At 49.7% G+C, this 26500-nt stretch carries 27 protein-coding genes and 1 tRNA gene; 12 read left to right on the top strand and 16 right to left on the bottom strand.

Annotation, left to right across the window (positions count from 1 at the left end; translation table 11 throughout):
• Positions 1-65: 65 nt before the first annotated feature.
• Entirely contained in the window at positions 66-983 is a 918-nt protein-coding gene (rlmF, locus tag B3355_RS05295) for a 23S rRNA (adenine(1618)-N(6))-methyltransferase RlmF (protein ID WP_292781059.1), read from the bottom strand.
• A gap of 161 nt (positions 984-1144) precedes the next feature.
• Here rlmF and B3355_RS05290 point away from each other — a divergent pair, with 161 nt between their 5' ends.
• The gene (locus tag B3355_RS05290; RefSeq protein WP_292781056.1) at positions 1145-1357 is read left to right on the top strand and encodes a hypothetical protein; all 213 of its coding nucleotides are present in this window, start codon (positions 1145-1147) and stop codon (positions 1355-1357) included.
• A gap of 125 nt (positions 1358-1482) precedes the next feature.
• Positions 1483-1848, top strand: coding sequence for a lysozyme inhibitor LprI family protein (locus tag B3355_RS05285; protein ID WP_292781052.1), 366 nt, complete (start codon positions 1483-1485; stop codon positions 1846-1848).
• A 141-nt stretch (positions 1849-1989) separates the two neighbouring features.
• Here the strand turns inward: B3355_RS05285 and B3355_RS05280 are convergent, their stop codons facing one another.
• From B3355_RS05280 to B3355_RS05255, 6 genes are all read right to left on the bottom strand, one after another.
• The gene (locus tag B3355_RS05280) at positions 1990-2628 is read right to left on the bottom strand and encodes a PEP-CTERM sorting domain-containing protein (protein WP_047514784.1); all 639 of its coding nucleotides are present in this window, start codon (positions 2626-2628) and stop codon (positions 1990-1992) included.
• A 344-nt stretch (positions 2629-2972) separates the two neighbouring features.
• Positions 2973-3368: a VOC family protein gene (locus tag B3355_RS05275; RefSeq protein ID WP_292781049.1), complete on the bottom strand. Its 396-nt coding sequence runs from the start codon at positions 3366-3368 to the stop codon at positions 2973-2975.
• A 266-nt stretch (positions 3369-3634) separates the two neighbouring features.
• Positions 3635-4324, bottom strand: coding sequence for a PEP-CTERM sorting domain-containing protein (locus B3355_RS05270; RefSeq protein ID WP_047514791.1), 690 nt, complete (start codon positions 4322-4324; stop codon positions 3635-3637).
• 331 nt (positions 4325-4655) lie between these two features.
• The gene (locus B3355_RS05265; protein ID WP_292781043.1) at positions 4656-5588 is read right to left on the bottom strand and encodes a hypothetical protein; all 933 of its coding nucleotides are present in this window, start codon (positions 5586-5588) and stop codon (positions 4656-4658) included.
• Positions 5589-5732: 144 nt separating this feature from the next.
• Positions 5733-6752, bottom strand: coding sequence for a hypothetical protein (locus B3355_RS05260; protein ID WP_292781040.1), 1020 nt, complete (start codon positions 6750-6752; stop codon positions 5733-5735).
• Between the two features lie 410 nt (positions 6753-7162).
• A tRNA-Arg gene (locus B3355_RS05255) sits at positions 7163-7239 on the bottom strand.
• Positions 7240-7399: 160 nt separating this feature from the next.
• On the opposite strand from B3355_RS05255, the gene B3355_RS05250 reads away from it, so the two are divergent.
• From B3355_RS05250 to chrA, 6 genes are all read left to right on the top strand, one after another.
• Complete coding sequence (locus B3355_RS05250; protein WP_292781037.1) at positions 7400-8539, top strand: NDP-sugar synthase; 1140 nt, start codon at positions 7400-7402, stop codon at positions 8537-8539.
• Between the two features lie 96 nt (positions 8540-8635).
• Positions 8636-10120 (top strand): choice-of-anchor I family protein, encoded by a 1485-nt coding sequence (locus tag B3355_RS05245; RefSeq protein ID WP_292781035.1) that lies wholly within the window; start codon positions 8636-8638, stop codon positions 10118-10120.
• A gap of 97 nt (positions 10121-10217) precedes the next feature.
• On the top strand, positions 10218-10721 hold the full coding sequence (locus B3355_RS05240) for a c-type cytochrome (protein ID WP_019883185.1): 504 nt from the start codon (positions 10218-10220) through the stop codon (positions 10719-10721).
• A gap of 78 nt (positions 10722-10799) precedes the next feature.
• A complete protein-coding gene (locus tag B3355_RS05235) occupies positions 10800-11639 on the top strand; it encodes a symmetrical bis(5'-nucleosyl)-tetraphosphatase (RefSeq protein WP_292781031.1) in 840 nt (279 codons plus the stop codon).
• A gap of 14 nt (positions 11640-11653) precedes the next feature.
• On the top strand, positions 11654-12415 hold the full coding sequence (locus B3355_RS05230; RefSeq protein ID WP_292781028.1) for a sulfite exporter TauE/SafE family protein: 762 nt from the start codon (positions 11654-11656) through the stop codon (positions 12413-12415).
• Positions 12416-12579: 164 nt separating this feature from the next.
• Positions 12580-13947 carry a chromate efflux transporter gene (chrA, locus tag B3355_RS05225; protein ID WP_292781025.1) on the top strand — a complete coding sequence of 456 codons (1368 nt, stop codon included), beginning with the start codon at positions 12580-12582 and terminating at the stop codon, positions 13945-13947.
• A gap of 13 nt (positions 13948-13960) precedes the next feature.
• On the opposite strand, the gene B3355_RS05220 is transcribed toward chrA, so the two are convergent.
• The 5 genes from B3355_RS05220 to B3355_RS05200 form a co-directional block, all read right to left on the bottom strand.
• Positions 13961-14695, bottom strand: a complete 735-nt coding sequence (locus B3355_RS05220; protein ID WP_292781022.1) for a lysophospholipid acyltransferase family protein — start codon at positions 14693-14695, stop codon at positions 13961-13963.
• 16 nt (positions 14696-14711) lie between these two features.
• Complete coding sequence (locus tag B3355_RS05215; protein WP_019883179.1) at positions 14712-15500, bottom strand: GNAT family N-acetyltransferase; 789 nt, start codon at positions 15498-15500, stop codon at positions 14712-14714.
• Positions 15501-15664: 164 nt separating this feature from the next.
• A complete protein-coding gene (locus B3355_RS05210) occupies positions 15665-16123 on the bottom strand; it encodes a glycine zipper 2TM domain-containing protein (protein ID WP_292781018.1) in 459 nt (152 codons plus the stop codon).
• Between the two features lie 68 nt (positions 16124-16191).
• Entirely contained in the window at positions 16192-17160 is a 969-nt protein-coding gene (locus B3355_RS05205; protein WP_292781015.1) for a carbohydrate kinase family protein, read from the bottom strand.
• A gap of 85 nt (positions 17161-17245) precedes the next feature.
• Entirely contained in the window at positions 17246-17812 is a 567-nt protein-coding gene (locus B3355_RS05200) for a TetR/AcrR family transcriptional regulator (RefSeq protein WP_019883175.1), read from the bottom strand.
• Positions 17813-17962: 150 nt separating this feature from the next.
• Between B3355_RS05200 and B3355_RS05195 the strand changes: the two genes are divergently transcribed.
• The gene (locus B3355_RS05195) at positions 17963-18460 is read left to right on the top strand and encodes an SRPBCC family protein (RefSeq protein WP_292781012.1); all 498 of its coding nucleotides are present in this window, start codon (positions 17963-17965) and stop codon (positions 18458-18460) included.
• Positions 18461-18505: 45 nt separating this feature from the next.
• On the opposite strand, the gene B3355_RS05190 is transcribed toward B3355_RS05195, so the two are convergent.
• From B3355_RS05190 to B3355_RS05180, 3 genes are read right to left on the bottom strand one after another with little or no spacing between them, the layout of a single operon-like run.
• Positions 18506-19252 carry a hypothetical protein gene (locus B3355_RS05190; protein WP_292781009.1) on the bottom strand — a complete coding sequence of 249 codons (747 nt, stop codon included), beginning with the start codon at positions 19250-19252 and terminating at the stop codon, positions 18506-18508.
• Between the two features lie 4 nt (positions 19253-19256).
• Positions 19257-19667, bottom strand: coding sequence for a CopD family protein (locus B3355_RS05185; RefSeq protein ID WP_292781007.1), 411 nt, complete (start codon positions 19665-19667; stop codon positions 19257-19259).
• Positions 19668-20174 (bottom strand): TlpA disulfide reductase family protein, encoded by a 507-nt coding sequence (locus B3355_RS05180; RefSeq protein ID WP_047516766.1) that lies wholly within the window; start codon positions 20172-20174, stop codon positions 19668-19670.
• Positions 20175-20269: 95 nt separating this feature from the next.
• Between B3355_RS05180 and B3355_RS05175 the strand changes: the two genes are divergently transcribed.
• Positions 20270-24139, top strand: coding sequence for a DUF3683 domain-containing protein (locus B3355_RS05175; protein WP_047516769.1), 3870 nt, complete (start codon positions 20270-20272; stop codon positions 24137-24139).
• Positions 24140-24189: 50 nt separating this feature from the next.
• Here the strand turns inward: B3355_RS05175 and B3355_RS05170 are convergent, their stop codons facing one another.
• On the bottom strand, positions 24190-24315 hold the full coding sequence (locus tag B3355_RS05170) for a DUF3149 domain-containing protein (RefSeq protein WP_019883169.1): 126 nt from the start codon (positions 24313-24315) through the stop codon (positions 24190-24192).
• Between the two features lie 165 nt (positions 24316-24480).
• On the opposite strand from B3355_RS05170, the gene B3355_RS05165 reads away from it, so the two are divergent.
• Together B3355_RS05165 and B3355_RS05160 are read left to right on the top strand one after the other, a co-directional pair.
• Complete coding sequence (locus tag B3355_RS05165) at positions 24481-25497, top strand: quinone-dependent dihydroorotate dehydrogenase (protein ID WP_292781000.1); 1017 nt, start codon at positions 24481-24483, stop codon at positions 25495-25497.
• Complete coding sequence (locus B3355_RS05160; protein WP_292780996.1) at positions 25497-26114, top strand: glutathione S-transferase; 618 nt, start codon at positions 25497-25499, stop codon at positions 26112-26114. Before B3355_RS05165 ends, B3355_RS05160 begins: the two co-directional genes overlap by 1 nt.
• The last annotated feature ends 386 nt before the right edge of the window (positions 26115-26500 follow it).

Here is a 26500-nt window from a genome sequence, read left to right as displayed (position 1 = left end):
AAGATAAGGGCGCTATTATCCCTCACAACGACTAAGCCGCCTAAGGATAAATGGCAAGCTGCTGATTAAATGCGCTTTTTAGCAGGTGCAGGCTGAAACGTCCACGCCACAAACCGGCTTTGCTTCTGGCCCTGCGCCATCTCCACCGTCTTCACCGTCACTGCCTGCACCTTCTTCAGTTCACGGTAGACCAACGGCAAATTGCTGGCTTTAGAAACCAGCGTGGTGAACCACACACACTGCTTGGAGAATTGTTTGCTCTCGCTAATCATGGTGCTTAAAAATGCCGCCTCACCACCCTCACACACCAGCTCATTCGATTGCCCGCCAAAATTCAGTGCCTGCGGAGGCCGCTTGCCCAACCCGCGCCATTTGCGCTGCGACCCCGCCTGTGCTTCTGCGGCTGAGGCATGAAAAGGTGGATTACATAACGTAACAGTAAATTGCTCGCCCGGCAAAATCACTCCCTTGAAGATTGATGCAGGGTTAGGCTGCTGACGCAAAGCGATCTGTTGCTGCAAGCCATTTTTCTCAACAATCTGCTGCGCATTACGCAAAGCCTTTGCATCAATATCCACGCCGAGACATTCCCAATGATAAGCATGCGCCGCAATCAGCGGATAAACCAGATTGGCACCTGTGCCGATATCCAACAGGCGGACTTGTTCGGGGTTTAAATCTGGATGGCTTTCTGCCAATAAATCCGCCAGATAATGCACATAATCCGCCCGCCCCGGGATAGGCGGACATAAGTAATTTTTTGGAATATCCCACACAGCGACGTCGTAATACTGTTTGAGCAAGGCCTGATTCAGCGCCTTCACCGCTTGCGGGTTGGCAAAATCGATCGACGCATCGCCGTAAGCATTTGGCCGCACAAAGCTGGCCAGAGGTGGATGCGCTTGCACCAGCACAGCAAAATCATAACCCGTGCGATGCAGGTTACGCGGGTGCAAGGTAGAGGCGGTGTGGTCAGGCTTCATGAAGTCAGAGCAGAAAGAATATGGGCTAGCGTAGCAGACCAGGCATTATTTCACACCAGGTTATAAAACGGATGCCTAGTTGTTATACTTGTTTGAACTGTTAGCCCAGAATATTCTGGACTCAATATCGATTGGGCAGCCAATGCCGAAAGCGACTAACCATGAAAACAACATCATCCTTAATGCTTATCCTGTTTATTGTTTTAAGCATCACTATGACTGCTTGCACCAATAAAGCCTGGTACGAAGGCGTGAAAGAAGGCGCAAAAAACAACTGCCGCAGCCAGCCTCCAGGCGAAGTTGAGCCATGCTTAGAGCGGCTGAATACCAAAACATATGAAGAATATGAAAAAGAGCGCTCTGGCCAGAAATAATCATGAATCGCTGTAGATTAGATACACAGCTACTTCAACAGACTATCAGCCAGGTACATATGAATTTATTAAAACACTTACTCATCGTATGGATTAGCATTTTTTCAGTCTCGGCCTTTGCAGACATGGCAATCGAACCAACGCAACATGCCATTGACGCATGGTATGAAGAGAAAATGGCCGAAGAGACCGTGAACTCTACTGCAGACATGCGCAATATTACCAATCAAGCGCGCATGAAGTGGGATGCAGAGATGAACATTGTGTATAAACGCTTGATGAAAAAGTTGAACCCCTCTCAACAAGCCACGCTGCGCAAAGCCCAACAACAATGGCTTAAATACAGAGATGCTGAAGGCAAAGTGATCGGTGAGATTGTTTCATCACAACAAGGCACGATTCATCAGCTGTCCGGCACCAACCTAGGCATGCAGTTAGTGCGGGCACGGGCCTTGAATTTAATCGCATATGAACAAGAGTTTGAAAAGTAACTCGGCGCATTTACTTTTTCTGCTACAGATCACACAACACTGAGCTTTAAACTTTAAATCGCCAGACACCGGAGATATGATGATGGAAGCATCAACAAAAAAGCCGACCATAAAGTCGGCTTCTTAACTGGGTGATTCAAATTACTGGCGATTACGGCGTACCGAAAGTCCTGCCAAGAATAAACCAGCCAACAACATACCGTAAGTTTCAGGCTCAGGGACAGGTGCAGCCACAGCAGGAGCTACAGATAAATTATCCAGCGTTGGATAAGGTAGCCCGGTAATAGAAACCGTGTTGAAAGCTGCAGTGGAGATTGCACCAAAAAACGAATAGGTCGTACTACCAAGCAGCGTGAAAGTGTCACCATTGCCCAGCTTTACCGTAAAGGTTTCCGCATCACCATAAAACTGCCCAAAATTAAACCCGACAGCATTAGTGTAGGAGGCCAAAGTAATGGTCAAAGTGTTGGTTGGGATGCCCGATTGCCACTCAAGGTAATTTGATTTGTGATAAGCCGCATCGTAATCTAAGTTTTTATTGACACCGTACAATTGACCATCATTATCAAGCTTGTAAGTGATCCCCCCTAGCGTCGTACCACTGCCATAAAAGACATTATTAGCACCACCGCCAGTAAAGTCATACTCGTTGTAAGTTTCTGTCGTAATAATCCCAGCAACATCATCAGACCAACTTGAGAAGTCTGCGTACTCAGTTGTGGCGGCAAAGGCAGAGTTTGCTGCAAAAGATAGCAAGCCCGCAATAAATACTGATTTCATGCTCATAGTAGCCTTGTAAACATTAAAGAATTTTTTTAGTTTTCGCAGATTATCACCACGACCTTATCTCATCAATAGTAATTATGGGCTATTTCCAGACATACATGACGACTCTTGCGACCGACTCCATGCTCGCTTTCACAACAAGCCAACATAGCAGCCAACGATCACAACCGGGATTCTCGACCTATTAACCAGCCCCAGATTCTGGCTGTCAAAAGGAATGGTGATTTTAGCAATTGGCTCAAAGCTCCGTTTGAACAAGCCCGGGGAGCATTTTCAGTTAGCAAGGAGTCTATAGTGTTGATTGACTGGCTATGAATGACCTCTCAACATATTCACATTCAGTGCTGCCAGCTTTTGTAAACAAACTCCAAGCTATAACCATCTAAGTCCCTCACCTGTGCTGCATAGTAGCGAGGATCGTAATGCAGTTGTGGGCCAGGCGGATGAATGTTGGTAGCACCGGCTTCAATTGCTTTGTTGTAAGCTATATCCACCATCGCTTCTGAATTTGCTACCAAACCTACATGCACAGCACCAGGATACGCTTGACCTTCTCTCAGCCAAAAGAACATGCGTCCCTTAGCACCAAAGCCTTTCAAATCTGGATGTCCAGCAGGACCGTCTTTACCATCGTAGTCGTGGCGCAGGCCAATGTCCAAGACTGGTAAAAGTTTTTCATAAAATGCGATTGATCTTGCAGTGTCGCTAACGGTCAAAAAAATATGATCAAGCATTGGATATCCTCATTAAGTTGGGGCTATTTTCAAATTACTTAAAGTTAACTGAATCTACTATCAAAACAAAAAAGGCCCAAGGCGCTAACCTTGAGTCTCTTTATCAATGGTGGCCTCTCTGTGAGTCGAACACAGCACCAGCGGATTATGAGTCCAGAGCTCTAATCAAACATTTCGACATTGAGAAAAGAAAGACGGCTCACACTTCTGCAAGCCGTCCTTTATATTTTGGTAGGGTGTGCAAGAGTCCACTTCTTGCAACCGATTTACAAAGCTTTCTTTTTCCTTTTTTGCGCAAATGCAATTAAACCGAACCCGGTTAACATCAAGGCAAAAGATTCAGGCTCAGGCACCGTTGTTAAAAAACTGCCTGAGAGTTTTACTGCCGTAGCGCCGAATGCATAGTAAGGATTGTCGAAAGTATAGCCCCCTTGCGAAGGTGAAACCACTACGACAGTATCTCCGTATCCACCATAGAGAGGCAGTCCCAAATGATCGCCAAAGTAGTACACAATATAATCACCTGCACCCAAGTCAAAAGGTGTGAAAGCTGCATGAATATTATAATTTTGACCTGTGCCTGGCCCCAAGAAACGCTCCGTCTGAGTGTACTCAGAGGTATTAAAGGTCTGTGAATAAACTAAGCTATAGGATGAAGCATCATAAAAAGCAACCGTAATATCAGATGGAATATCTACAGGCTCAGAGATAGGATCCGTAGAAAACAGCCCTTTGTAAAAATCAATTGTCTTTATAGTGGCGGCTGAAGTGAGTGAAAATGTTTCTCCAATATACTGTGAAGGATCATCCCATTGGGTTGGATCTAAACAACTAGCGCTAGAACACACTGCACCAAAAGCTTGAGTCGAACCATAAGGTGCCGATTGATAGACCACACTGTCAGCATGCCCTACTTGCGCTGACAACAACATGCCAAAAACCAATATCCACTTCATGACCTTCTCCTCAAATAATTATTTAAATAGACTAGCTGAGAACTATTAATGCAGTTTTAACAATATTACATTGATGATTGGGTGCAACTGATTCTCAATTGTATTCCACATCAATTAAATTTATGGAAATAATTTCATCAGCAGTGAAAACTTGAACGCGACCTAACTGAGAAACTAAAGAAGACCCGGAACTGATCGTTTGGCTATGGGGAAGAGATGTGTGACTATGTGCTGACTGTTGGGCTGTAGGCAGGGTGAGCTTCGGTGTATGCTTGAGCGGCAACTGGCTAGGAAGTCTGAAACTCAGCTGCCTTATGTTTGAAAAATGAAATTAGTCAGTCGGTTGATACTTGAGAATATCTTCAAGCGTTATCCAAGATGCAGGAGTACTATTTTGTGGACTTCCACCATCGAAGAACTTCCAATTTAAATTAGTGTTAAACCTATGAATATGACTGGTAATTTCTACGCCAGTAAACCAAAACCTCAAAAAATCCCCTACGGGTAGCATATGCGAAGCAAATATAGTGATGCTAACCAATCTTAAATGTTGCTTGAGAAACTCTCTACAAACATCTTGAGTTTCTGCCCAGATACTTGACGACGATTGCCATTCTTGAGGAATCTTAAGAAAAATAGTGCCCGGCCTATCCTTTGGAAGGTTTCGTTTTGTCGCTTGTTTTAAACTATGCAATATTCCTTTAGCGGAAAACTCCCCTGCCTCTAACTTGCATTTAGTATCTGCACATACTTGTGATGCGAATGGAGCATCAATTAACAAGTCAAAGCTTTCACCCTTAACGGTTGGAGTAACAAAATGGAAGCTTACATTTCTTGTCATTAAGAACTTTGCAACCTCTAACTCTGCATAATTAGACTCAATCTCACCCGAAGCAATCATATGAAGAATAGTATCAATATTCTTTTGGGGTGCTAAATTGATAAGGAACTCAGCTAAATTAATGACTTTACGCATAACAATGCCATCATTGATTTCATCCGCAACTCCTCTCCCAAAAAAACCATTTGGGGGCTCGTCTAATATATGTTTCTCAATCCATTTAAAACCAAAATATCTCTCTAGAAGGGTTACAGCAACTAAATATTGCTCACCACCCTCTAAGTCACCATCGAGATATTCGTCCGCAAACTTCTTTAAATCCTTATGCACCATCTCTTTTAATCGCTCAACGTTAACAATAGGCTTTTGATAGCCATGCTCTGTTTTATAAAAAAGTGGTTTTGTATCTCTAGTTTCAGCCATTAGGATCAAGAAATGTGGTTTTAATAACAAACATAACAGTAACACTAGCTTACTCGCACCAGCCTGATTAAAGCCATACTTTCACATCAAGTCACATAACAGCTAACGATCTAAATTTATATTATCGTCTTTCAGTCATAAGATTCACTTATAACTTAGAATCCGGTTTTTCTTAGGCAAAAGCATTTTATCGCTGATTATTTCGTTAGCTCTAAACATCTCATTTGGATTTCTAACATGAGTATTGTCATAATTAGTATTCAACTTGACTGCATTATCGACTAGTGCAATCCGATTTCCACTAAAGGCTGGCAATTTCATTTTTGAAGAGCCTGAGACTGAAATGGGGCCCTGATTACTCTTGCCTATAACAACCATATACGACTGTTTAGTATAAGCAGAGAATAGGTGGAGTTTAACTATGACTAAGCCTTTAAGAACAGAATGTGAAAGAGTGTGTAATTCACTTGTTTTGTCAGAGTCGCTCTCAAATGAACCAAAAAAGTTAAATACATCAGTTCTATTTCCGAAAATCAAATCTCTGATATCGTTAATATCAGTTTGTAAATGCAGATTATTTGCCAATGCATAACTGTATGCCATCTTGATAAGTGTCATCGCAAACTCAAAGAAATCTATTTTGATAGAAACAGTAACTCCTCCGGCAGGCAGTTTATTAGTTACCCCAAGATCAACTAAAACCACTCGAAATGAGGTACAAATATCGTCGTTAGGAATACCAGTATAAAAGCCCGCTCGATCAAATTTAGGTAAGTGAAATAACTGAGGAAAATCGCGACCGGTCACAGTTAAGTCTGGTTCAGCTATTGAAACAGTATTGTTACCTAATGCAACCATCGGCAAAGAAGGCGACCCTCTTTTTTTATTTCGCTGTCTTTGTTTTTTGCGGCGCACCCCCAGAATAATGCGAGGGATCTGGAATGTACTCCTTATTGTTCTAACCTCGTACGTATTACTGGTAAGTGTTCGACAACTGGGACATACAGCATTTGGAAGTACATGAGTACCTCCAATACCTTCTGGAACAATATGCTCATCACTGAAGGGTTGAGGGTGCTTTTTCTCATCAAATAGCTCACGGCAATAAAGACATAAAGTTTGTTGATCATAAACTTTAGGAGTCATTGAGCTTACTTGATTCACTTTAATTCCCTCATGTCGAGCCTGATATTAACACTAGTCATTCCCGCCAGTATAAATCTCAAGACACACGCCAAGCCAACATAACGGCCAACGAACGCCATCGAGATTAACGTCGTATCAACCAGCCTATTATGACTAGACTTGGGGCAACAGATGGTGTGCGTTTCGGAACCAGCTTGAAGATGGTCAACTTGAAAACTGCAGAAATAACGAAATGCTGAAGTCTAAAATGCTGTTCAGTATCGAGAAAAGAAAACGGCTCACATGTCTGCAATCCGTCTTTTATATTTTGGTAAGGTGTGCTGGGATCGAACCCACGCCAAACGGATTAAAAGTCCGCTAGTCTTGAATATTTTCAGCTGTTAAAAAAGCCAAGTTAGTAATCACTATCTTGGCTTTGCTTTTATTACTGGTGCGCCCGGCGGGAGTCGAACCCACGACCCTTGGCTTCGGAAACCAATACTCTATCCAGCTGAGCTACGGGCGCAATCCTGCCATTATAGCAAATAAGTCGCGCTGGCTTGGCGCGTGCCGTCTATTTTCTCTTCTTGCTTGCTGCGCACCGCTGCGCGGCTGAAATAATATTGTCATAGTGCGGGACTATGCTTGCCTTAGGAAATATTAAGATTGTTTAAGGGTATTGCACTATGAAAGCCATGATTTTGGCCGCGGGTAAGGGCACACGTGTCCGGCCGCTGACGTATGAATTGCCTAAGCCGATGATCCCGGTGTTGGGTAAGCCGGTGATGGCGTATTTGATTGAGCATCTGGCCATGCATGGCGTGGCCGATATCATGGTGAATGTGAGTTACCTGCACCAGAAAATTCAGGATTATTTTGAAGATGGTCATCGCTTTGGCGTGAATATTGGCTATTCGTTTGAGGGCGATATTGTCGACGGCAAGATCGTGCCACATGCGGTGGGCTCTGCCGGGGGCATGCGTAAGATCCAGGATTTTAGTGGTTTTTTTGACGATACGACGATTGTGTTGTGCGGTGATGCGATTATTGACCTGGACATTACGCGGGCGGTGAAAGAGCACAAGGAAAAAGGCGCGCTGGCGAGCCTGGTGACCATGCAGGTGCCTATGGATAAGGTGTCTGGCTATGGTGTGGTGGTGACTAATCATGAAGGCCGTATCATTTCTTTTCAGGAGAAGCCTAGCCAGTTAGAGGCGCGCTCCAACTGGGCGAGTACCGGGATTTACATTTTCGAACCTGAAGTATTAGACCTGATTCCTTCGGGCAGCGAATTTGATATTGGCTCGGATTTGTTTCCTTTGTTGGTGCAGCGCGGCCTGCCGTTTTACGCGATCCAGCATCCGTTTAACTGGATTGATATTGGCGTGGTGAGCGATTATTGGCTGGTGATGCAGCAAATGATGCAGGGTTTTTTCCCGTCGATGCCGATTCCGGGCAAGCAGGTCAAACCTGGTGTGTGGGTAGGGCTGAATGTGCATATTGATTGGGAACACACACAGATTGAGGGGCCGGTGTATATCGGCTCCGGTTCGCGCATTGATAAAAACACCCGGATTGTCGGCCCGACCTGGATTAACGCTGGTTGCCATATCCAGCGCGACAGCACGGTGATTCGCTCGATTTTGTTTGATTACACGCGTATTGCCCAGGGTTATGCGATTGAAGACCGCATTGTGTGCGGCGAGTATTGTGTCGACCGCAATGGCCGCATGGTGCATATGGATGACGATAATTGCGACATTATCTGGACTGATGCGCGCGAGAAAGTGGTTTATCCACAAAACTACGCGTATGCCAGACTGTAGCGTGTAGTCCGCTGCCATGTTTCTGACATGCCAGCGTCAAGGATTTGTCATGTTGGGTGACTATGCTCTCTGGAGTTTTGAGGAGAGGGTAAACACATGAAAAAAATGACTTTAATGATGGGCTTGCTGTTCGGTAGCATGAGCATGGCACAAGCGGCAACAACGTACCAAATTAGCAAAGAGTGGACATTTGCCCACAGTGGTGGTGGCTATTTGTCTGAAATCCCGGCCTTTGATGTGACCACCAACACTTTGTGGGTGGCTGGCGTAAAAGGGGTGGACGTATTGGATGCGAACACCGGTAGCTTGCTGCAACGCATTGATACCAGTGCTTATGGCAGCATCAACAGCGTGAGCATTAGCAATGGCATGGTTGCATTTGCCATTGAAAACAATACACGTACCAATGCTGGTATCGTGCAGTTGTATAACACTTCCAGCAGAAGCTTGGCCGCAGGCACCAACACATTCACCGTGGGTGCATTGCCAGACATGCTGACATTCACCCCAGATGGCAGCAAAATTCTGGTCGCCAACGAAGGCACGCCAAATGTCTATGGCTCACGTATCGGCAATAGCGTACCACGCGTCTATGGCGCATCTGCCAATGACCCGGTCGGTAGCGTCACGATTATTGATGTGACCAGCCGCACTGTGGCTGCGACGGCCACTTTGGCCGGTGTGCCAACTTCTGGCAGCCATATCCGCACTAATACCGGTATGGATTTCGAGCCGGAATATATTGCAGTCAGTGCCGACGGCAGCAAAGCCTATGTCACGCTGCAAGAAGCCAACGCGATTGGTATTCTGGATCTGAACACAAACTCTTTCACAAAAGTGGTGGGCCTGGGCGCGAAAGACTTCAGTCAGCCGGGTAACAGTATCGACCCGCTCAATAATGGCAGCGTTAATTTTATCAGCGCTAACGTAAAGGGCTTGTACATGCCTGATGGGATTGCGACCTACGACGTGGCTGGCAATACTTACCTGGTGACAGCTAACGAAGGTGATTTCCGTGAAGATGACGGTGACCGCTCTGCTGCCAGTTCACTGGGCGCGACTGGCGACTTGGCCAATATCCGCGTGTCGAATACTGATTCATCTCCAGGCGATCTGTACGCAGCAGGCGCGCGCTCTTTCAGCATCCGTGATGCCGATGGCAACCTGGTGTACGACAGTGGCGATATCCTCGATAAAGAAGCGTTTGCACGTGGTATTTATGATGATGGCCGTAGCCGTGACAAAGGTGTGGAGCCAGAAGGCGTAGATTTGTTCACGCTGGGTGGTCGTACCATTGCTGCGGTGGGTCTGGAAAGAACCCTGAAAGGCGCGATTGCGCTGTTTGATATTACTGACCCGACCAAGGTCAGCTTTATCGACATGATCGTGTCTGATGGCGATCTGGCGCCAGAAGGTCTGGTCGCCTTTGAAAAAGACGGCTCTATCTTCCTGGCGTTTGCCAACGAAGGTTCTAACACGACTTCCTTGTTCCGTATCAGTGCCGTGCCTGAGCCAGGTTCTGCAGCGATGCTGGGCCTGGGTTTGGTCGCGATGGCGGCCATGCGTCGCCGTCAGAAGTAATCGGTCATTGAGTATACATTCAGCCGGGCATGGCAACATGNNGTCGTTCTGCGTTATAATCGCGGGGATATTTTTTCTAACGCAACGGGATACGGATATGTCGGATTACAAACAAGGTTCAAGCATTAAAGAGTTAATTATTGCGATTCCAGGTGCCATTGTTGGTTTCACTTTGCTGGTCTCGCTACTGGCTTACCTGTTTGGCGTGTTTGGCAGTGAGAAAGCCGCACCTTCCAAAGAAGAAACTGACGCAGTCGAGCAAAAAGTGGTGGCCAATATCAAGCCGGTGGCGACCATTGAAGTGGCTGAAGCTGCTGGCGCTCACGTTGAAAAAAGTGGTGAAGAAATTGTGAAAGGCACTTGCGTGGCCTGTCATGGCGTAGGGGCATTGGGAGCGCCAAAAATCGGTAACGCCGGTGACTGGGGCCCACGTATTGCGCAAGGTTATGAAACCCTGGTAAAACATGCGACAGAAGGTATTCGTAGCATGCCACCACGCGGCGGCGCGGCTGACCTGAGTGATCATGAAGTGGCAGATGCCGTGGCTTATATGGCAAATCAGGCTGGTGCAAAGTTTGATCCTGCCAGCTTGAAGAAGTAATTGCTGTGAATGTGAGAAGCCGCTTGATTCAAGCGGCTTTTTTATTGGTAAATTCGTTTTTCTGGCAAAGTGGAATCCATGGCGAGATACGCAATTGGTGATATCCAGGGTTGTTACCACTCCCTGATGCATTTACTGGCGCAGGTAGACTTTCGGCCTGGCCGTGACAGCCTGTGGCTGGTAGGCGATTTGATTAATCGCGGTACCGGCTCTCTGGAGGTGTTGCGTTGGGTATACACGCACCGCGAGCATGTGCGGCTGGTGCTGGGTAACCATGACCTGCATGCTATTGCTGTGGCACATCATATCCGGCCACCGCATCGCTTTGATACGCTGACGGCATTATTTTCTGCCGACGATGGCACCGCCTTGCTCGGCTGGTTACGCCAGCAGCCGCTGATGGTGCTGGAAGATGATTTTGCCATGCTGCACGCCGGGCTCTATCCGCAATGGACTTTGCCAGAGGCCAGGGCGCTGGCTGCCGAAGTTGAAGCCGTGTTGCAGTCAACAGATTATTTAAGCTTTTTGCAGCAGATGTATGGCAACCATCCGGCCGCCTGGGATGATGGCTTAACCGGTATTGATCGCTTGCGCGCGATTACCAATGCCCTGACGCGCATGCGTTTGCTCGATGACACTGGGGTAATGGAGTTTGCCTTCAAAGGCGAGGTGCAGGATATTCCGGCTGGCTATCAGCCCTGGTTCAAAGTCGCTACGCGGCAATCGGCGCAAGCCAGTCAAACCATCCTGTTCGGGCATTGGTCAGCGCTTGGTTTGTATCAGGGCGAGGGCGTGATTGCGCTGGATACCGGTTGCTTGTGGGGACGACAGCTGACGGCTTATACGCTGGAAACAGGTGCGTTTACCCAAGTGCCCTTAGATTCGCGCGACCGGCCAGCAGGCACGGTTGGCGAGTAGTTGGCGCGCCTGTGATGGAGTTGTGGCTGGTCGTGGCGGCCGCCTTCCTGGCTGGAGTCATGGATGCGATGGTCGGTGGCGGCGGGTTGGTCACCGTGCCTGCGCTGCTCTCGACTTATACCTCACTGCCGCCTGCCTTATTGCTGGGCACCAATAAATGTTCCAGTGTTTTTGGCACCACCGTGGCCGCCTGGCGCTATAGCCATCGCGTGCGTCTGGATTGGGCCTGGCTGGCCCCCGCAGCTTTGGTAGCATTTGCCGGCGCTGGCCTGGGGGCGTGGACGCTGACCTGGATGGATCCGCAGTTCTTGCGCAAATTGCTGCCCTGGGTATTGTTATTGGTGCTGGTTTACACCTTAAAATCTCCGCAATTTGGCCTGAGTCATGCATCGATAGGCCAGAGTGCCCGCGCACGCTTGTGGCTGGCCCTGGCGATTGGGGCCGGGATTGGTTGGTATGACGGTTTTTTCGGGCCAGGCACCGGTAGTTTCTTTATTTTTTTGCTGGTGCGCTGGCTGGGACAAGATTTCCTGCATGCCTCCGCCTCGGCGAAAGTGCTGAATGCGACCACCAATCTTGCCGCACTGCTGATGCTGGCCGCAACTGGTCATGTGTGGTGGCAGGTCGGCCTGGTTATGGCAGCGGCCAATGTGGCGGGTAGCCTGGTGGGGACTGCACTGGCACTCAAGCATGGTGCCGGGCTGGTGCGCAGGGTATTTATGCTGGTGGTAGTGTTACTGATTTTAAAAACGGGCGTAGATGCCTATGTCGTTTAAAGGCATCATACTTGTCACAGCTGTCATGGCCAATCGTGCGCAGCATGTTATGATGCGCACTGGGGATTCAGCAGCCTCCCCGCTTCAAGACGCCCTGCGTCCAAGGACTGCTCAAATCTTGGGTCATGCTCAGCCATGAGCAATGCCCTATGAAATGAGGCCTTATGCACGCACATCATTCTTCTGATATGACTTCTTCCACTGATAAACACACATCACCTGCACCAGTGTCGCTCAGGCAGGCTTTCTGGTATTGGCTCAAACTCGGCCTGATCAGTTTTGGCGGTCCGGCCGGGCAGATTGCCATCATGCATCATGACCTGGTCGAGCAAAAACGCTGGATATCTGAAAAACGTTTTTTACATGCGCTCAATTATTGCATGGTCTTGCCTGGGCCAGAGGCACAGCAGCTGGCCACCTATATTGGCTGGCTCATGCATCGCACCTGGGGCGGCGTGATCGCCGGCGTGCTGTTTGTCTTGCCTTCGTTTTTTATGCTGGTGTTACTGGCCTGGGTCTATATGGCTTATGGTCACGTGCCGACGGTGGCGGGTGCTTTATACGGCATTAAACCGGCGGTGGTAGCGATTGTATTGTTTGCGGCTTATCGCATTGGCACGCGCGCGTTAAAAAATCGCGTCATGTGGGCGATTTCTGCCTTGGCATTCGTGGCGATTTTCCTGTTCAAATTGCCGTTTCCTTTGATCGTGCTGACCGCGGCAAGCCTGGGTTTTATCGGCGGGCATCTGGCTCCCAAACTCTTTACCGTGGGCGGCCATGGTGCAGCCACGCATCATTTTGGCCGTGCCCTGATTGATGATGACACGCCCACACCGGCACATGCACGTTTTAGCTGGCTGGGCATGGTGCGCATTGCAGTCACGGGGGCGGTACTCTGGCTGCTGGTGATGGCTGGCTTGTGGTGGCACTTCGGCTGGCAGGGGGCGTTGACGCAAATGGGCTGGTTTTTCAGCAAAGCGGCCTTGCTGACTTTTGGCGGTGCCTATGCCGTCTTACCTTACGTTTATCAGGGCGCCGTGGATCATTACCACTGGCTCAGCCCGGCGCAGATGATGGATGGCCTTGCCCTGGGCGAAACCACGCCTGGCCCATTGATCATGGTGGTGACCTTTGTCGGTTTTGTTGGTGGTTGGCTCAATCAGGCGCTGGCCGCAGATGGGCCATTGCTAGCAGGTTTTTTGGCGGCGACAGTGGTGACTTTTTTCACCTTTTTGCCCAGTTTTGTATTTATTTTTAGCGGTGCGCCGCTGATTGAAAATACACGTGACAATGTACGCTTCACGGCACCACTGAGTGCCATTACCGCTGCCGTGGTCGGCGTGATTTTAAATCTGGCCCTGTTTTTTGCTTACCATGTGTTTTTGCAGAGCACATGGTTCCCTGGCATAGACTGGCTAGCCATCGGCCTGGCCGTCGTGGCCTGGTTGGCGCTGGCGCGTTTTAAACTGAATGTGATTGCCGTGATTGCTGCGTCTGCAGTGGTGGGGATGCTGGTGCAATGGCTGCGCTAGGTCAGCCGGCCATTTAACCAAATAGTGTTGCGGTAATCTGCGCGTGTGCTTGCTGGGCCAGCTGTTGTCGTGATTGTCCGCTGGCTGCAATCGGCGTACCAAAATGCAAGTGCACCGTCGGTTGCTGCATTTTCAGGTAGGCGTTCATCGATTCGATGATCGAGGTGTCGCCAGCGTAAGCTACGTCCAGGTTCGGTTGGCCATCAGGCAATGGATAATGAATCGCTACCGGGATGATTTTGGTGTTGGCTTCAATAGCGGCCTGAATCAGGCTGCTTTTAAACGGCAGTACACTCAGGCCCTCGGTGGTAGTCCCTTCCGGAAACACGCATAGATTGTCATTCAATTTGAGCGCATGGCTGCAAATATTCACCACACGCGCCGCATCGCGGTTACGCGTACGGTTAATGAAAATGGTGCCGGACTTTCTGACCAGGTAACCAAATACCGGCCAGTCTCTGATCTCCAGCTTGGCGACAAAGCGCACCGGGATGATGCTGTTGATGGTATGGATATCTGACCAGGAAATATGGTTGGCTACAAACAACACGCCGTGGGTGCGGATATCGGGCAATTCGCCGCTGGTGGTCACACGCAGGTTAAAACAGTGCAGCAGGCGCTTGCACCACCATTGAATCAGGCCGAGCCGCATCCAGCGGTTGCACACTGGCAACACAATGGCGGCTAAGGTGACACCTGTCAGGACATGCAGTGTGATGCGGGTGATGCGCCACCCGCGAACGATCATTGAGGTTTGTGGCAAGTTATTTCAAGAAATGCGCAGCATATCTGGGATTCATTCGAGACAGGGGTAACAATACCAGCATATCTGCCGTATTAAAAGCAGGGTCCCAGGCTGGTTCGCCGCAAATATAGGCACCCAGTCGCAAATAGCCTTTGACCAGTGGCGGGCAAGCGACGGTCAGGGATTGATCCAGGGCATCAATCGGCAATGGATTGTGCGGGAACACGCGGTATTCTGCAGGCGACAAATAGTCGTCACGCAAGTTGTTAAACAGGGACGCAGCGGTATGGCCACCGTCGTGCATGGAGATGCTGGCGCAACCGATCATGTACTCATACTGGCGAGCCATCATGTATTTGGCCAAGCCTGCCCAGAGCATAGTGATGGTGCCGCCGCTACGGTAGTCAGCGTGTACGCAGGCGCGGCCGACTTCCACTGTACGATCGGCCAGCGGGGCCAAACGACTTAAATCAAACTCGCCAGCGGAGTAGTAACCACCTGCCAGCATGGCTTGCATCGGGTTCAATATACGGTAAGTGCCAACGACTTGCTGGGTCGCATCGTCGCGCACCAGTAAATGATCACAAAAGGCATCAAAGCCATCGACATCCAGCCCTTGCTGGCCTTTGATTTGTGCGCCCATTTCTTCAGCAAACACCTGGTAGCGCAGGCGTTGTGCTTCCATGATCTCTTCTGCGCTGGTGGCCAGTGCCACGCTCAGGGTTGAGGCTGGCTTACGGGTGGTGTCGGCTGGCGATTGAATTTCTGCCTGGTATGTGCCGTGTTCTTGCAGATGGCGTTCTAACATCACGCAACTCCTTGGTTGAGGTTTAGCGAGATATTAGGAGTGTCACATGAACGATTGGTGACGTTGGTGTGACAGTTGTGTGACGCCGCCAGTGACTAAACTGCGCGCGCTAAATAAAAAAGAGCGACCCATGGTCGCTCTTTTAAATGAAACTATTTCCGCGCTTAGTGAGAAACGCGGGAGGTGCCGCCACTTTCAACAATACGCACACGCTCACCCGCGTTAAATTGCTCGTCAGCCTCTTGCACAATGGCGACCAAACCGCCGCCATCCAGCTTGACTGTGATTTCGTAAGCATTTTTACGTGTTGCCACTTCTTCTGCGGCAGAGCCCGCCAGGCCACCGGCGACTGCACCAATCACGGCAGCAATCGCACTACCTTTGCCGCCACCGACCGAGCTACCCGCGATACCGCCAATGGCGCCACCGGCAATGGTACCGACAGGTGACTTGGTGCCTTCCAGTTTCACGGAGCGTACACTTTCCACCACGCCGGTTTTGACTGTTTGTGCTTTACGCGCTTCGTCTCGTGAATACACATTACCAGAGTTTGAACTGGCGCATGCCGCCAATACCCCTGCAATCACCGCGACAGCCATCCATTTTAATACGCGTGTTGTCATTTTTCTCTCCTAGTATTTACACACATCACTTCACTATTTAATGTAATCAATTATCTAATGCACATTGCTTAGCTGGCAGTCTGGCGCAGGGATGGGTCTTCTTTGAGCGCATCCTGCACCAGTGCATGGCTATAAATGTTTTCAATCTCTGTTCTGCTTGGCTGGTGGTTCTGGCCGCCGCGGCTGCCAATCTTGATGGCACCCATGGTGGATGCCAGGCGGCCACAAGCCTTCCAGTCCCAACCGCGCACAATGCCGTATAACAAGCCGGCACGGTAAGCATCGCCACAGCCAGTCGGGTCTACCAAAGACTCTGCTTTAACGCATGGAATATCATGGCGTTGACCATCGGCATAAATATGTGAGCCTTCACTACCCAAGGTCACAATCAGCGCTTTTACTTTAGCCGCCAGTTGTTCTAATGATAGCCCTGTTTTGTCTTGGATGACTTGTGACTCGTAATCGTTCACCGCCAGATAGTCGGCCATTTCAATAAAATGCAACAGTTCTTCGCCATTAAACATTGGCAAGCCCTGGCCAGGGTCAAACATAAATGGAATACCCGCATCGTGGCATTCTTTGGCATGCTGGAACATGGCATCGCGGCCATCTGGCGCAATGATTGCCAGCTTGATGTCCCGCGCATCATTCACGCTATTGGCGTGTGCATGCTGCATGGCGCCCGGGTGAAAAGCCGTGATCTGGTTGTCATCCATATCGGTGGTGATAAACGCCTGCGCGGTATAAGTGCCCGCCACTGTTGTGATATGCCGTGGATCAATATTGTTTTGTTCCAGCCAAACTTGGTAAGGCGCAAAGTCATCCCCCACGGTGGCCATGATGTGTGGCTGGCCTTCAAGCAATTGCAGGTTGTAGCCGATGTTGCCCGCGGTACCGCCAAATTCACGACGCATCTCCGGCACCAAGAAGGCAACGCTGAGTTTGTGGATTTTGTCCGCCAGAATATGGTTTTTAAATTGGTCAGGAAACACCATGATGGTGTCGTAGGCCAGTGAACCGCAAATAAGAATGTTCATGAATCCGCTTAAAGTCTTTAATTGAAAGTGAGGCTATTATTGCCGCCAGACAGGCGGCTGGCAAGTGCTGAAAGCCTGATGAGGCTCAGGATTGTTTGATGGCCATGTCGATTAAGGTTTTGGCGGCTTTTTTGGCCGATTTGATCGCGCCGGAACCACGCTTGATTTGTTCTGCCTGTACGGCGCCTTCAAACAGGATGGACAGTTGCAGCGCCAGGCCTTCGGCATCTTTAATATTGGCGTCTTGCGCCAATTTGGTGATGAACTGGCGAAACTCGCGCGATTGCTGTGAAGACAGTTGGTGGATGCGGTTTTCTTCGTTAGGGAATTCTGCCGATGCCTTGATAAAAGCGATACCGGTGAAGGAGGGCGAAGTCACCCATTCTTCAATGAATTCAAACAGTTTCTGGATTTTTTCATTCGGGCTGCCACCGAGGCCACCCAGTTTTTCATTCATCCAGTTTTGAAAGTCCTGATGGCTTTGCTGCAACACGGCCAGGATCAGTTCTTCCTTGGTCTCAAAATACTTGTAAAGCGTCATTTTGGTGGTGCCGGCCACGGCCACAATCGTATCCACGCCAGTGGAATTGATACCGCGCGTCTGAAACAGGTCAGTGGAAACCTGAAGAATCTTTTGCTTTAAAGTATTCATGCTTTGATTATAGCACTCTATACCGCCTTGTATAGAGGTAAGCCAAGTCGCAAGGAATAAATCCTATTGATTTAGTTTTAATTATCGTGTTAAATATACTATACCGTATAGTATAGTTTTATGGACAATCAATCACAACAGGAGAACATCATGCGTCAACTACAATCATTGGTATTAGCAACATTATTGGCGGCTGCAGGCAGCGCGTTTGCGGCGGAGCCGTTGTTTGTGGTCAAGTCGGTGGAGCTTAACCAGCCAGTCGAGGTGGTCTGGAAAAAAGTCGCTGATTTTGGCGATCTTGGCGCCTGGCATCCGGCAGTGGCCAAAACTGAAATTGTCTCTGGTAAAAATAACCATGCCGGTGCCAAGCGCGTATTAACCTTGCAGGATGGCGGCAAAATTAACGAAACATTGACGGCCTACAATGCCAAATCTAAAAGCTATTCTTACAAAATCACCGATAGCGTGTTGCCTGTGAATGAATACGCCTCTACCGTGAGTGTGCACAGCAATGGCGACGGCAAGTCTGTGGTGGTGTGGGAAGGTCATTTCTTGCCAAAAGCGCCGGCTGACGAAAAAGCGGCTTCTGATACGATTAAAGGCGTTTACGATGGTGGTTTGAATCAGCTAAAAACATTATTCCAGTAATTGGGCAAATGTGAATGATCAGCCGTCGTGATTGCGACGGCTTTTTTATTTGGAGTTCAGCATCAGCTTGGGGGTGTAATTACATTTCACCTGGTCCAGCAATTGGTTGACCAGCACTTGCTCATCGCGATTGGTGGTGACATGGCCATTGATGATGTTTTCGATATATATACTTTTCAGTCGCTCTGGCAGCTGAATCGCTTCCAGCAAGCGGCAATCGCCGTGCTTCATGGTTTCCAGGCGGCTGTAAATGGCAGCGGTTTCAGAGGGGCTGGCTTCGTGTGACAGGGGGTGCGCAGGCGGCGAGTATTCTGGCGCTTTTGCTTGCAGCGCGGGTACTGGCGTGACCTGCATGTGCCAATAATATCCGCCGATGACGCCAAACAATAATGTCACGATGACCACGCCATAGTTGCGGATGGCTAGCCAGTTGATTTCGCGCCTGGTTTGCACATCAAGCAGTGCCTGCGCAGCTTGCCTGGCATGTTGCAGGGCGCTGGATTGCGGATGTAGCAATTTTTCCTGGCAGGCACTGCGCGCCATAAAATACAACTGATTAGCCAACATGTCAGGCAGTCTGGCGCCTGCCAGTTGTGCCTGGGCGGTCAGGTAGTATTGCAGCCTGTCAGGCTGGTTAATGTCTGTTGTCGTGTTGGCTGGCTGTTGCCCGATCGGACTGGACAGCAGGTCGTCAAGAATGTTGAATAAGGCTAGCAGTTTGTGCGCTGCTTGCTTGCCGGACTTGTCCAGCATGCGTATCAGCCATTCGGATTGCAGTAGCGCGTCCAGCATGCGCTTAGAACGGTTTGGTCACGACCAGAATAACCACGGCAACCAATAGCATTACCGGCACTTCGTTAAACCAGCGGAACCAGACGTGGCTGTGGTGGTTTTGCTGTGCGCGGAATTGTTTTAACAGTCTGCCGCAATAATGATGGTAGCCGATCAGCGCAATCACCAGTGTCAGCTTGGCATGCAGCCAGCCGCCTGTGAAGCCATAACCTAACCATAGCCATAGGCCAAAAGCCAGCGCCAGTAACATCAATGGTTGCATAAAGCGGTAAAGCTTGTGTGCCATCAGCAGTAATCTGGCCTGTGCCTGTGGATCCTGCTCCATGGCCAGATTGACGTAAATGCGCGGCAGGTAAAACAAGCCTGCAAACCAGCTGGTGACAAAAATAATGTGGAACGCCTTAACCCACAGCATTTAGCTGGCTTCCTTGTCTAATAGCTGACGTAACTCGGTAAAGTTGAGTTCGCCTATGGTTTTTTGCAGGCGCTTGCCCTGGGCATCAAAAATAAAGGTGGTGGGCGTCAGGTTGACGTCGCCAAAAGCTTTCACCATTTCGCCGTAGCCATCATGCATGACGGTAAAAGGCAGGTTTTTTTCTTTGGTGTAATTGGCGACTTGCGCGGGCGGGTCGTAAGGCATGGCGACGGCAATCACTACCAGGTTTTTGTCTTTGTATTGCTGGTAGGTGTTGATCAGGTCTGGCATTTCCTTGATACAGCCCGGGCAATCTGTGGCCCAGAAATTAACTAGCACGGTTTTGCCGCGCAACGATTCCATACTGATTTTTTCGCCACTCAGGGTGGTGAAGGTGACCTCGGGCGCTTGCGGTTTTTGCATTACAGCCAAGGCCAGCCCTGCAAACAGGGCCAGCGCGACCAGTGGCACTACCCATTTTTTAAACTTAGATTTGAATGTAGACATCTGAAAACCTGATTAGTCAAAAACCCTGGCGGCTGTACCGTGTTTGTGCCGAATACGGCGTGGTATAATTAGCTTTTGTTTTTGATAAATTATCAATGAACGCACCTGTCAACGCAGATTTGTTAAAGCACAATTCTACTCCTCTCACGCGTTTACGCGAAATCCCGTACAACTATACCTCCTTCTCTGACCGCGAAATCGTCATTCGGTTTCTGGGTGAAGAAATCTGGGAGATTTTAAATACCTTGCGTGCAGAGCGTAAGACGGGTCGTAGTGCACGCATGTTGTTCGAGGTGTTGGGCGATATCTGGGTGGTATCACGTAACCCTTATCTGCAAGATGACTTGCTGGAAAACCCAAAACGTCGCAAGGCGCTGATTGAAGCCTTGTACCACCGTATCTCTGCTATTAATGAGCGTAGCGGCGGTAACGATAAAGTGCAAAAGCTGGTGGCTGCGGCCACCAAGGCGGTTGAAAAATTTGCCGATGATTTCAAGCAAACGGCTGATTTGCGTAAAAAAGCCTTGGCCAAACTGACCAAGTTTACGCGCAAAGACAATGTACAGTTTGATGGCCTGGCACGTGTGTCACATGTGACCGACGCGACTGACTGGCGTGTCGAGTATCCGTTTGTGGTGATTAACCCGGATACTGAAGCCGAGATTTCCTATCTGGTACGTGCGTGTATCGAATTGGGCTTAACCATTATCCCGCGTGGCGGTGGTACGGGTTATACCGGTGGTGCCGTGCCGCTGACACCGTTATCGGCAGTCATCAATACCGAAAAACTGGATCAGCACACTGGCGTGCAAATGCGCACTTTGCCGGGTGTTTCACGCCAGGTGGCCACCATTGAGTGTGGCGCCGGGGTGGTGACACGCCGTGCCATGGACGCAGCCACTGCGGCTGGGCTGGAGTTTGCCTGCGACCCAACCTCTGCGGATGCCTGCTGCATCGGCGGTAACGTGGCCATGAACGCTGGTGGTAAAAAAGCTGTGCTATGGGGTACTGCACTGGATAACCTCGCCTCCTGGCGTATGGTGACGCCTGACGCCACCTGGTTGGAAGTCGAGCGTCTGGATCATAACCTGGGCAAGATTCATGATATCGAGATGGCGCGCTTTAAAATCAGCCGCTACGACATTGATTTCAAGAATCTGCTGTCTGAGCCAGAAATCCTCGCGATTCCAGGACCTAGCTTCCGTAAGGTTGGCTTGGGTAAGGACGTAACTGACAAGTTCCTGTCTGGTTTGCCTGGCGTGCAAAAAGAAGGTTGCGATGGCCTGATTACTTCCGCGACCTTTATTCTGCACCGCATGCCCAAGCATGTGCGTACCATTGCGCTGGAGTTTTTTGGCAATGTGTCACATGCGGTACCGGCGATTGTCGAGATTAAAGACTACCTGGATGCAACCGCCAAGCAAGACCCGGCCGTAATTATGGCCGGCCTGGAACACATGGACGAGCGGTATGTGAAAGCCGTGGGTTACGCGACCAAAGCCGCGCGTCAGCAACGCCCGAAAATGGTGTTGTTGTGCGATATCGCCTCTGATGACGAGAATGCCGTCGGTGAAGTGGCGTCTGCTGTGGTGCGTATGTGTAATGCGCGTAACGGTGAAGGCTTTATTGCCGTTTCGGCAGATGCGCGTAAAAAATTCTGGCTTGATCGTTCACGCACGGCGGCGATTGCGCGTCACACCAACGCCTTTAAAATTAACGAGGATGTGGTGATTCCATTGCCACGCCTGGGCGAATACTCTGACGGTATTGAGCGTATTAATATCGAGCTGTCGATTCAGAATAAATTGCGCCTGGTCGATGCACTGGAAGCGTTTGTGTCTGGCGACCTGCCATTGCAGCCGGACGAAGACGGTAACGCCGACCCTGAAGGTGTGAAATCCAAACAGAATATTGCGCTGCAATTATTGCGCGACGTGCGTGCCAAATGGCGTTTACTGTTAAATACGCTGGATGAGCCTGTGGCCGTGCTGGGTGAGCTTGGCAAAGCATTTACGCAATATGACAACGTGTTCCGTGCCGTGCAGTCGTATGATCTGCGCGTGTCTTGGAAGCGTGAGCTCAAGCGCCCGATGGCAGATATTTTTGCCGGCCGCGAATACCAGAAAATTCTCGACAAGCTGGATGAAATCCAGAAAACCGTATTGAAGAGCCGCGTGTTTATTGCGCTGCATATGCACGCCGGTGACGGTAACGTGCACACCAATATCCCAGTCAACTCCGATGACTACGGCATGATGCAGGACGCACACGCTGCTGTGGCACGTGTGATGGATCTGGCACGTGGCCTCAATGGTGTGATTTCCGGTGAGCACGGTATTGGTATCACCAAGATGGAGTTCCTGGACCAGGCCACCATTGATACCTTTGCCGCTTATAAAAACAAGGTAGACCCGAAAGGCCACTTTAACAAAGGCAAATTGTTGATGGGTTCCGGGCTGGAAAACGCCTATACGCCTAGCTTTGGTTTGCTGGAGCAAGAGTCCATCATCATGGAGCAGTCTGCCATTGGCGAAATTGCCGATGATATTTCTGACTGCTTGCGCTGCGGCAAGTGTAAGCCGGTGTGTTCAACGCATGTGCCACGCGCCAACTTGCTGTACTCGCCACGTAACAAAATTCTGGGTACTTCGCTGTTGATCGAAGCCTTCTTGTATGAAGAGCAAACGCGTCGCGGTATTTCACTCAAGCATTTTGACGAGTTCAACGATGTGGCCGACCATTGTACGGTTTGCCACCGTTGCGAGAAGCCGTGCCCGGTCAATATCGACTTCGGCGATGTGTCGGTCAAGATGCGTAACTTCTTGCGTGAGCAGGGTAAAAAGAAATTCAACCCAGGCACCGCTGCGGGCATGCTGTACCTGAATGCCAAAGACCCGGCGACCATTAAATTCTTGCGCGGCACCATGATCGGCATGGGCTATAAGGCCATTAATATCGCCAATAGCCTGGCCAAGAAGTTTGGCTTGCTCAAGGATAAAAAAGCGCCGCCAGCCACGGTGGGCAAGGCTGAAATCAAGGCGCAGGTGATTCACTTTATCAATCGCCCGATGCCGAAGAAAATGCAGTCCAAAACTTCGCGCGCCATGTTGGGTGTGGAAGACGACACCATGATCCCGGTCATTCGCAATCCGCAAAAGGTGACTGAAGATTCAGAAGCGGTGTTCTACTTCCCGGGTTGTGGCTCCGAGCGCTTGTTCTCTAACGTGGGCCTGGCGACACAAGCCATGCTGTACGAGGTCGGTGCGATTACCGTATTGCCACCAGGCTATCTGTGCTGCGGCTACCCGCAAACAGCATCCGGCAACCACGATAAAGGCCAGGAGATCACCGCTGATAACCGTGTGTTGTTCCATCGCGTGGCTAATACACTGAATTATCTGGACATCAAGACCGTGATTGTGTCTTGCGGTACCTGCATGGATCAGTTGCAGAAATACGAGTTCGAGAAAATTTTCCCCGGCTGCCGTCTGCTTGATATCCATGAATACCTGATGGAAAAAGACATGCGTTTGCAAGGCGTGACTGGTACACGTTATATGTACCATGACCCATGCCATTCGCCGATGAAAACCTACAAGCCGTTGGAAGTCACCAACAAGCTGATGGGCACCGATGTGGCACTGAATGACCGTTGCTGCGGTGAGTCTGGCACGTTTGCAGCGGCACGTCCTGACATTGCGACCCAGGTGAAATTCCGCAAGCAGGAAGAACTGGAAAAAGGCATGGAAAAAATGGGCCTGACCGTCGGTGCACCTGAGCAGGCGGTCAAGATTTTGACCTCTTGCCCAAGCTGCTTGCAAGGCTTGTCACGTTACGGTGACGACACCGGTATTGAGGCCGACTACATTGTGGTGGAAATGGCCAAGCATGTGCTGGGTGAAAACTGGATGGAAAATTACATCCAAAAAGCCAATAACGGCGGCATTGAAAAAGTGCTGCTGTAAACAAGACAAACCCCGCGAAAGCGGGGTTTCTGCTAGTGGTCGTGTGGCGCTTATTGTTGGCGCGCCTTGAGGTAGACGTAAATGCCCGCCCAGGTCATGACTACAAAAATAACGGCAATCACGATAAAACTCATCAAGCCATAGTCTGTAGATAATAAATCAATCAAAATTTTCATTGGGTTTCCTCCTGTAAGCTCATGATTAGCAAGCACTGATTCTGAGGATAATTTTGAACCCTATTGTTGACATGGTTTTTGATGTAACGCAAAAGTGATGCAGGCAGTAAGCGCTGAAATACAGCTTGTGCTGCCTTACTTGAGGATTTTTCAGGAAAATAACAGATGAATGTTTACCCGCTAATCAAACCGCTGCTGTTTCAACTGGATGCAGAGCAGGCACATGACCTCACCTTGCAATCGCTCAAGCGCGCTGAAAAACTGGGGCTGCTGGCATTGGCTGCTGGCCGTTTGCCAGAACAGCCTACGCAGGTGATGGGGCTGACTTTTCCTAACCCGGTGGGCCTGGCCGCAGGCCTGGATAAAAATGCTGCCGTGATTGACGGCATGGCTGCGCTGGGGTTTGGCTTTATTGAGGTAGGCACCGTCACACCACGCGCGCAACCGGGCAACCCCAAGCCGCGCTTGTTCCGTTTGCCTGAGGCTCAGGCCATTATTAACCGCTTTGGCTTTAATAACCTGGGTGTGGATCAGCTCATCCAGAACGTAAAAGCCAGCAAGTTTAAAGGCATCCTTGGTATCAATATTGGTAAGAATTTTGATACGCCTAACGACAGGGCGGCTGAGGATTACCTGACCTGCATGCGCAAAGTGTATAGCCATGCCAGCTATATCACGGTGAATATCTCTTCACCCAACACCAAGAACCTGCGCGCCTTGCAAGAAAAAGACGCGCTAGGCCAATTGCTGGCCACACTCAAATCCGAGCAAAAAATCCTGTCACAGGTGCATGGTAAATATGTGCCTGTGGTGCTTAAAATTGCACCTGACCTTACGACTGAGCAAGTGCAGGAAATTGCTGAACTGCTAATGCAGCACCGCATGGATGGCGTCATCGCGACCAATACCACGCTGGCGCGTGATGCTGTGGCCGGGTTGCCGAATGCGGAAGAAGCTGGAGGCCTGTCAGGCGCGCCTGTGAAGGCAGGGTCTACACGTGTGATTCAAACCCTGGCGTCTACATTGCAAGGCAGTTTGCCGATTATTGGTGTAGGTGGCATTTTGAATGGGGACGATGCCAAAGAAAAAATGGCTGCGGGCGCCAGCCTGGTGCAGTTGTATAGCGGGTTAATCTATAAAGGCCCGCAGCTGATTAAGGATTGCCGTAAAGCGCTGCTGTAATGGCATTGCCTATCCTTTACTCCTATCGGCGTTGCCCGTACGCCATGCGTGCACGCGTGGCATTGTGGGCTGCACAAATGCGGGTCGAAGTACGAGAGGTGTCGCTACGAGATAAACCTGCACACTTGTTGCAGATTTCTCCCAAGGGCACCGTACCTGTATTGCAACTGACAGAGGGAACAGTGTTGGAGCAAAGCCTGGATATTATGCTGTGGGCGTTGGCACAGCGTGATCCGCAAGGTTGGCTCAACGCAGACCGCGACACGATAGTGCGCCTGATCGCGATCAATGATGGTGACTTTAAAAAAGCCCTGGACCGCTACAAATATCCCGAACGTTATCCCGAGCAACCGCAAGTGTTTTATCGGCAACAGGGGGAGCAGTTTTTGCAGCTGCTGGAGGCCGCCTTGCAGCAACATCGCTTTGTATTAGGTGATTCTGCCAGTATGGCAGATGTCGCGATTTTTCCGTTTATCCGCCAGTTTGCGGCTGTGGATGCTGGGTGGTTCGCTGGTAGTGCTTATCCGCAATTGCGGGCTTGGTTAAACGGTTGGCTGGAAAGTGCGTTGTTTGCGCAGATTATGCAGAAGTTTCCAACATATATTGAGTCGACATAGCCAATATTGCTAAGGCTGATATTCCTTAGATAATGTCAAAGAAAGTCATTCTTCTGATTTTTTGTTTTGTGGGCTTGGGTGACATCGTTTTTCGCCTGTAGGCGAGTTACTTTTNNACGTGGCTTGTTGCGGAACTCGGACAGCCGATGGCCGAAAATTCCCGTCAACCCTGCGTTGCTCGGCGCGGCAGATGGGGACCCCGAACACCAACTGAGCGCAACCATTCTTGGTGGTTATCAGCAAAGCTGAAGAATTATGCTTCCGTTAAATTTTCACTAATGGTCGTTTGGCGAGATCAATCCCATTCATCACGCTGAGTAGCGGAGACAAAATGAGAGTAGAGGGAGCGACTGTCCGAATCCCGCAGCAGCTCACGCTTTGTGTGA

The organism is Methylophilus sp. UBA6697 (genome assembly GCF_002454655.1).
Classification (GTDB): domain Bacteria; phylum Pseudomonadota; class Gammaproteobacteria; order Burkholderiales; family Methylophilaceae; genus Methylophilus.
This window is presented reverse-complemented; position numbering and strand designations above follow the sequence as displayed.